At 63.1% G+C, this 7,133-nt stretch carries 4 protein-coding genes; 1 reads left to right on the top strand and 3 read right to left on the bottom strand.

Annotated elements, in window-relative coordinates; genetic code table 11:
- Window positions 1-808: 808 nt before the first annotated feature.
- Together IT359_19790 and IT359_19785 are read right to left on the bottom strand one after the other, a co-directional pair.
- Window positions 809-1,765, bottom strand: coding sequence for a hypothetical protein (locus tag IT359_19790; protein MCC6931241.1), 957 nt, complete (start codon window positions 1,763-1,765; stop codon window positions 809-811).
- A 267-nt stretch (window positions 1,766-2,032) separates the two neighbouring features.
- Window positions 2,033-2,887 carry a hypothetical protein gene (locus IT359_19785; protein MCC6931240.1) on the bottom strand — a complete coding sequence of 285 codons (855 nt, stop codon included), beginning with the start codon at window positions 2,885-2,887 and terminating at the stop codon, window positions 2,033-2,035.
- A 1,205-nt stretch (window positions 2,888-4,092) separates the two neighbouring features.
- Between IT359_19785 and IT359_19780 the strand changes: the two genes are divergently transcribed.
- A complete protein-coding gene (locus IT359_19780; GenBank protein MCC6931239.1) occupies window positions 4,093-4,587 on the top strand; it encodes a thioredoxin domain-containing protein in 495 nt (164 codons plus the stop codon).
- Between the two features lie 1,730 nt (window positions 4,588-6,317).
- Here the strand turns inward: IT359_19780 and IT359_19775 are convergent.
- Window positions 6,318-7,046, bottom strand: a complete 729-nt coding sequence (locus IT359_19775; protein MCC6931238.1) for a hypothetical protein — start codon at window positions 7,044-7,046, stop codon at window positions 6,318-6,320.
- Window positions 7,047-7,133: the final 87 nt, after the last annotated feature.

Genomic DNA, 7,133 nt, shown 5'->3' with positions numbered 1-7,133 from the left:
TCACGCCGGCCGATGCGCTGGCGGGCCGCGCGGAGGCCATCTGGGCGGCACGCGATCAGAAGCTCGAAGCGGCGCGCGCCGCGCGGCGCGCCACGCCGTCTACCACTGCACCACGACCACCCGTCACCCCGCGGCACTACACTGAACCCCCACCCCACCGGTCACATTCTCGCTGAACCAGGACAGCATTCGCTTGCGCGCACGAGATTGGCGCGAGCAATCCGTCGACCCGTTCAGGAGCATCACTGTGATTGAACCAGGAGCCGGGAGAAGGTTGGTGCTCCTCGCATTCGGTTACTGCGTCATCGCGACCCTTGCATGGTACCGCCTCCAACCGGTTCCGACGCTCTTTATCCCTGTCGTCGTGTGCGCGTTGCCGCTCATCGCGTCGGACTCTCGCCAAGGGGTGGCTCTGCGCGTCGTCTCTGCCTCACTTCTTACGTGCTTCATGATCATTGGAGGCTTCTCCGCCGGCCCGACATTCGCGCCGGCGGCACTTGCGATGTTCTGGGCATATGGTCGCGGCAGAAAGGCTTCGGGAGCATCGTGACATCTGCATAAATGATGCAATCCGCAGTCTGTCTCGCCGATCCAAACGTTGTGCCCTGATTTGCGCTGTAACGGCCACGGGCGTGAAGCCCGTGGCCGTTACTTGCTCGTGCCGCGACGCGCCCAATGCGCCGAATGTTCTCGTGAGCATCGCGATGAACGGGTGTACGGGCCCGGTGATCGTCCCCGCCACACGACTCGCGCCGACCGAAGCCACTCGCCGATGGGCAGCCGGCGGCGTCGCCGTTGGCGAGCCGCGCTACTGCACGGCGCGACGCGGCCCCGCCATCGCCTTGGCCACCAGCCCCTCGAGCGATGGCGTCGCCGAGTACGCGCGCACGAACGGCGCCCCTTCGTCGGTTTCGCCGGCGACCACGAGCAGCCCGTGGCCTATGGCCACGTTGGTTGCGCGGAAGGGAAGTTCGATCGAGAAAAGATAGGAGGCGTCGATGACGGAGTAGAAGTCCACAAACCGTTCGTGTTTGGGGCCACGCCCGCTGAAGAGGACGGCGAACGCGTTGCCCACGGCGCTGGCGTCGCTCGCTCCCTGCACGCTCGGCAGCATTTCCCACGAGCCCTTGCCGATAGACTTCGCCCGCCCCATCGGAATCTCCTCGATCCAGCGGGCGCGTGCGCGCACTCCCGACTGGTCCAGCAGTGCGAACATCGGCCCGAAGGTGACGCTGATCATGCAGACCCCCGCCGCTGGGTGCTCGAAGATCATCGATTGCCGCACGAGCGAGGGCACTGCCCGCAGTTCCGGCCAAGGGAGATCCTCCGTAGCCTTCTGGCCGGTCGCCAGCTGCACGCGTTCGATCTCTCCGCTCTCCGTTGAGCGCAGGTGGATGTGTGTACTGCCGGCCTCGCAGACCCCTCTCGGATTCACCCCCAATCGATAGTCGACCCTCGGCCCCTCCGCGCCTTCCTCGGTGATCTCCGTGAGGCGAGAGAGGGCGAAGTCGACGACGAACGCGCCGCCGTCCCGCCGCGCGGTGACCTTGGCGACGCCGCCGAACTCCCCTGGCCCGCGCCCTGGACGCCCGAACCGCCAGTCAATGCGCCCCGACTTCGGTGAAAGCGCGAGCAATCGCTGGGCGATTGCATCATAGACGAGAAAGTGGTCGCGAGATGCGCGAAGCTGCAGCGGCAACAGGATGGTGGTGTCATCGGGACTGCCGCCGATGCTCCACCGACGTGCGAGTCGGACGGGTCGCACGTCGCGTACACCTGTGCCGGGGGACTCAACGCCTGTGCGGGGAGTTGCATCTGATACGACCGGGATGTCCGGACGATGCGACGTGGATGCGAGCGCATCGATTGCCCTGGATACCGGCGCGCCGCCCGAGATCCAGAGAAGGAGTGAGAGCGAGAGCGCAATCCATAGGTTGTTCATTGCGGAGCGGTCCCAGGAAGTGCTTCGGCTGATGCGACGGTGTCCTGTCTCGAAACCAACTGCTTCGTCGCGCGAATGATGTCGTACATGCTACTGCAGGGCGCGACGCGGCGCTGCCGTGGCCTTGGCGACCAATCCCTCCAGCGAAGGAGTCACCGAGAACGCGCGCACGAAGGGGGCTCCTTCCTCCGTCTCGCCCGCGAGCGCGAGCAGGGCGTGACCGAAGGCGATCTTGGCAGCGGGGAAGGGAAGTTCGATCGAGAAGAGGTAACGTGCGTCGGTGACCGAGTAGAAGTCAACGAAGCGCCCTCGCTTGGGCCCCTTGCCTTCGAAGAGGACCGCGAACGAATTCCCGATGGCGGTCGCGCTAAGCGCACCTTGCGTGCTTGGCAGCATTCGCCAGGAGCCCTTGCCCATCGACTTCGCCTGACCCATGGGAATCTCCTCGATCCAGCGTGCCCGCGCCCGAACGCCAGTCTGGTCCAGCAGCGCGAACATCGGCCCGAACGAGACGCTGATCATGCACACACCTGCCTGCGGATGCTCGAAGATCATTGACTGCCGGACGAGCGATGGGAGCGTCCGTAGCTCTGGCCACGGAAGGTCCTCGGTCGACGTGTCGCCGGTCGACAGCTGCACACGCTCGATCTCGCCGCTCTCCGTGGAGCGCAGGCGAATGTGCGTGTCTCCCGCCTCGCAGACGCCGCGTGGATTCACGCCCATCCGATAGTCGACGCGCGGTCCTTCCTTGCCGTCCTCCGTGATTTCGGTGAGTCGCGAGAGTCCGAAGTCGACCACGAACATGCCGCCTTCCTTGCGTGTCGTGATCTTGGCGACACCACCAAACTCACCGGGCCCGCGCCCGGGGCGCCCGAATCGCCAGGCGATTCGACCGGTCGCGGGCGCGAATGCAAGCAATCGTTGCGCGACACCATCGTACACCACGAAGTGCTCTCGCGTGGCGCGAAGCTGAAGGGGCAGCAGTATCGTTGTGTCCCTGGCGTCACCACCCACTGTCCAGCGCGGCGTGAGGCGAGTCGAGACCACCGTGCGACGTGCGACGTCGAAGACGTCATCGCGCCGGCTTAGCGAGCGTGAGTCGCGCAGCGCAGGAGCCGGACGTGGTCCAGGCGGGCCAGCTTCTCGCGGTGGAACGGTCGCGAACTTCGAGGAGGCCGTCAGTAGGAGCATGAGGGGAGTGAGCGCTGCTGTCCGGAAGTGCTTCATCCTGGTCTTCTCCCGCTCGTGCGGTGGTGGCGCGTCCGAAGCGCCTTCCTCTTGCTGTTCGGTCGACTCATGGACACCTCCAAGGGCCTCCTGCATAGTGAGGAGGCAATGGGAGTTCCGCCAACTGGCCCGTTTCGGGGGCGAAGGTCAGCGACGAGCTCGCATCATCTGATCACGCGCCCTCCCTCGCAGAGATCAACATTTGTCGCACTTTCGTCGCATCGCCGAGGTTGCACGCCTCTTCGACCTTCTGTAGCCTAGCTGCGACGCGCAGGGTTGGTTGCGCTGTGAGCGCGACCCGTAGGGCGCACCTAGCGGTCGCCTCCGCGAACCAACGACTGGAGGTCGTCAGTAGGATCGACTACGGACCGAGACTTTCGTACACGGAGGAACGCATGAAACGCGCGACCATTCGGTGGTTCTCGATCGCTGTGACGGCTGCGGGAGCGATGGCGCTCGCGCAACCGGCTGAGGCGAGCACGGCGGTGGCATTCAGCTGCCGAACGTTTTGCTTGGACGAGTGTCCCTACGATCAGTACGAGTTCTGTGCCAACCAGGGTTGTGAGACGCCGATGTACAATTGCGCGCCTTTCGGGATCTGCGACGCTGCCATGTATTGCGGCACGCCTTAGGCCCTGATTTGGTGAGTCTTCTGGGAGAGTCGACGGGCGGGCGGCGGATCCCCTACTTCTTCGTGGCGGGAGACAACGGTGGCGCAGGGAGTCTCAGTTGGGGCGATACTGGAACGCGCAGCGACGATAGTCGCGGTGCTCGCTGCCGCGACTACCGCAGCTGTCTTAGTTCGTCGCGAACTGCGAACCCACCGCACTGTCGCCGCGAGTGCACCTGAGCAGGCAGAGTACGTCTCCAATTGGAAACAACTGCTTCCCGACTCGGGCGTGGTTCGGCAGGGGTCGATAGTCGTGATCGAGTTCAGCGACTTGGAGTGCCCGTTCTGTCGAGCTTTCCACGAGACCCTTGAGCCCGTGGCGCGAAAACTCGGGTCGAGGCTTCATCATGAGTTCATGCACTTTCCCATTCCAGCGCATCGACTTGCTATGCCCGCCGCGCGTGCGGTGGAGTGCGCGCGGGCGCAAGATCGAGCGACCGCGATGGTCGATGTCTTGTTCGCGCTTCAGGATTCGCTCGGTGTGAAGCCGTGGGCAGACTTGGCCGACTCGGCAGACGTGTCGAGTCCTGGCGAGTTATTCGAGTGTTTTCGAGATCCAACGCCCGTTGCGAGAATCGAAAGGGACATTGCGCTAGGTCAGAAACTGGGCGTGCGAGGAACGCCGACGGTCATTGTCAACGGATGGCGCTTTGCCGGTACACCCAGAGAGCCGTTGTTTTCGCAGACCATTTCTTATCTGCTGGAAGGAAAAGATCCGTTCCCCAAGCGACTGTCGCACGCGCCATGAGGATCAGGCTCCGAAACAAGCTTGGTGGGTGGAGCGGCGTTGTCCTGAGCTGCTGCCTTCTTGCGCGGGATCCGATCTTCGCGCAAGCGGTACCTTCCGTGCGTTTAGGAGTGCCGGAAGCTGAGTCTCAACCAGTCTTCGATGGATTAATCGGCGCGCGCGAACTGTCTGATCGACAGCTGATAGTTGCTGCGCTTCGAATGCCGCAGTTGAGCGTGGTGAATCGAGCGCTTAATGAAGTTCGTGACCTCTTGCGGCGTGGCAGTGGCCCCGCAGAGTATCTCTCGATCTCGCGCATTCACCCTTTGGGCGGCGACTCGACGCTTATCGAGGACCGGCAGGCCGGTAGATGGATCATCATCCAGGGTACGCAGCCCGTTCGCACTAGTGTGGTGCAGCGCGCCGGAGCGTGGAATGGTCCGCGGATTGTTGGTGCAGATCGGTTCGGCAACGTGCTTGAAATCAGGGACCTCGCGTTCGCCGCGTCGGCCGGAGGCCCTCGTTCGAGGAGTCATGCCGACGCTGACAGCATGCTCGCCGTCCGACTCAGACGTGCGATACCGATGCCGGCGCCAGGGGGTCGGCTCGACACGATCGCGCGGCTGACAGGGTACTTCCGTGGCGTTTCTCGAGCGACTCGGGCAATCGGGGCTGGAGTGCCTGTCGAGTGGTGGATCAGGAATCCATTCTCCACTGAAGATCAGGCAATTCAGTTTGAGGACGGTTGGATAGCGATTGCGTACGTTCAGCCTTACCGGGTCGACTGGGTTCGGCCGGATGGTATGCGGGTCATCGGGAAGAGGTTGCCATTCGTCTCGCTGAACGCAAGCCTTGAGGAGCAACGGTTCGCAAGTCGCGAAGCATATCCGCGGGTGTCGCCCGCATTTGAACCGTCGGAGTTTGCGCCATGGCCGCCCGAGGTCCCCCCGTTCTTGAGCGAAGCCGTTCGTCGTGACGTGCTATTTCGGGGCGCGAACGGTGCATTGCTAGTCGAGCGTACCAGTGCGGCAACTCGCAAAGAGCGACTGTATGACATGGTGGACCGGGAAGGTCGGCTGCGATGCCGCGTGCTGATGGTGCGGGAGGAAAGGATAATAGGTGCGGGAGTGAAGTCGCTCATCACAGCGCGTGCAGGCGCTGATGATCTGGAGTCGATCAGGCGGTATGCTTGGCCGAGGGAGTGTGACGAGAAGCTATCTCACAATTCGCCTAGTGGCATAAAGCGCCTGCTGGCAGTACGTTAGGCATCCGGTCGCCCCCTTTCGCTGGAGGTGCCGGTGGACGAGCTTCATCGAAGTGTTCTCGCGCCCGTGCGGAGGTGAAGCGTCCGTAGCGCCTTCTTCTTGCCGTTCGGTCGACTCATGGACTTCTCCAAAGCTCTCCTGCATAGTGTGGAGGCAATGGGAGTCACATTTCAACTGAGGCAGGACAGAACAGGTGTCACCATTCGGATCCCAGGTCGTCGGCGCCTATCAGAATCGCCCGGTGAGGTGCGCGGGCAAAATGCGCCGCGCCGATGTCCCATCTCAGAGACGGGGTCTACGATGTTGCTTGGACGGTTCATGCCGAGAGCTCGCTCGAGCTCGGTGTATGGCTCTTTGGACTCTTGGACGTTTCGTGACCTCTTCCCGTTGAGCGGAGCCAGTTCGAAGCATGGAAGACCCGCCGGCGCGAGACAGTAGGCCCCAAGCGAATGAAGCGCTTCGCCGAAGAGCAGACCATTGGCGCACTCAGCGAGGCGGAGAGGGGTGCGAAGATCCGGGAGCTCGACGTGGCGTCGCCATCGCCTTGGCGACCATCCCATCGAGGGAGGGCGTCACCGAGAATGCGCGCACGAACGGCGCACCGTCTTCGGTTTCGCCAGTGAGCGCGAGCAATCGGTGTCCGAACGCGATGTCTGTGGCGGCGAAGGGAAGTTCGATTGAGAAGAGATAGCTGGCGTCGATGACCGAGTAGAAGTCGACGAACCTCCCTCGTTTGGGGCCGCGACCGCGGAAGAGGACCGCGAAGGCGTTGCCCACGGCGGTGGCACCCTGAACCGACTTCACGCTCGGGAGCATCTCCCATGACCCCTTGCCGAGCGACTTCGCTTGGCCCATCGGGATGTTCTCGATCCAGCGAGATCGCGCTCGAACACCCACCTCGTCTAGGATCGCGAACATCGGACCGTAGGTTAGCGATACCAAGCAAACGCCGGCGCCTGGATGCTCAAAGACCTTAGACTGACGAACAAGAGCAGGAACGTTCCGCAACTCCGGCCAGGGTAGATCCTCTGTAACGGACTTCCCGTTCGTACTGTCAACGCGCTCGATCTCGCCGCTCTCGGTCGCGCGCAGTAGAAGGCGTGCTCTTCCTGCATCGCATACACCGCGGAGGTGCGCGCCGCTCAGCATATCAAGACGCTCGCCTGCCTTTCCATCCTCGGTGACCTGCGTCAGTCGCGAGTTCGTGATGTCCACGACATAGCTGCCTCCTTCTCGACGCGACGTGACCTTTGCAACACCGCCAAACTCCCCAGGACCTTGGCCAGGTCTTCCGAAGCGCCA

The organism is Gemmatimonadaceae bacterium (assembly GCA_020852815.1).
Classification (GTDB): domain Bacteria; phylum Gemmatimonadota; class Gemmatimonadetes; order Gemmatimonadales; family Gemmatimonadaceae; genus SCN-70-22.
The sequence above is the reverse complement of the archived record's forward strand: the minus strand, read 5'-3'. Positions and strand labels throughout refer to the sequence as shown.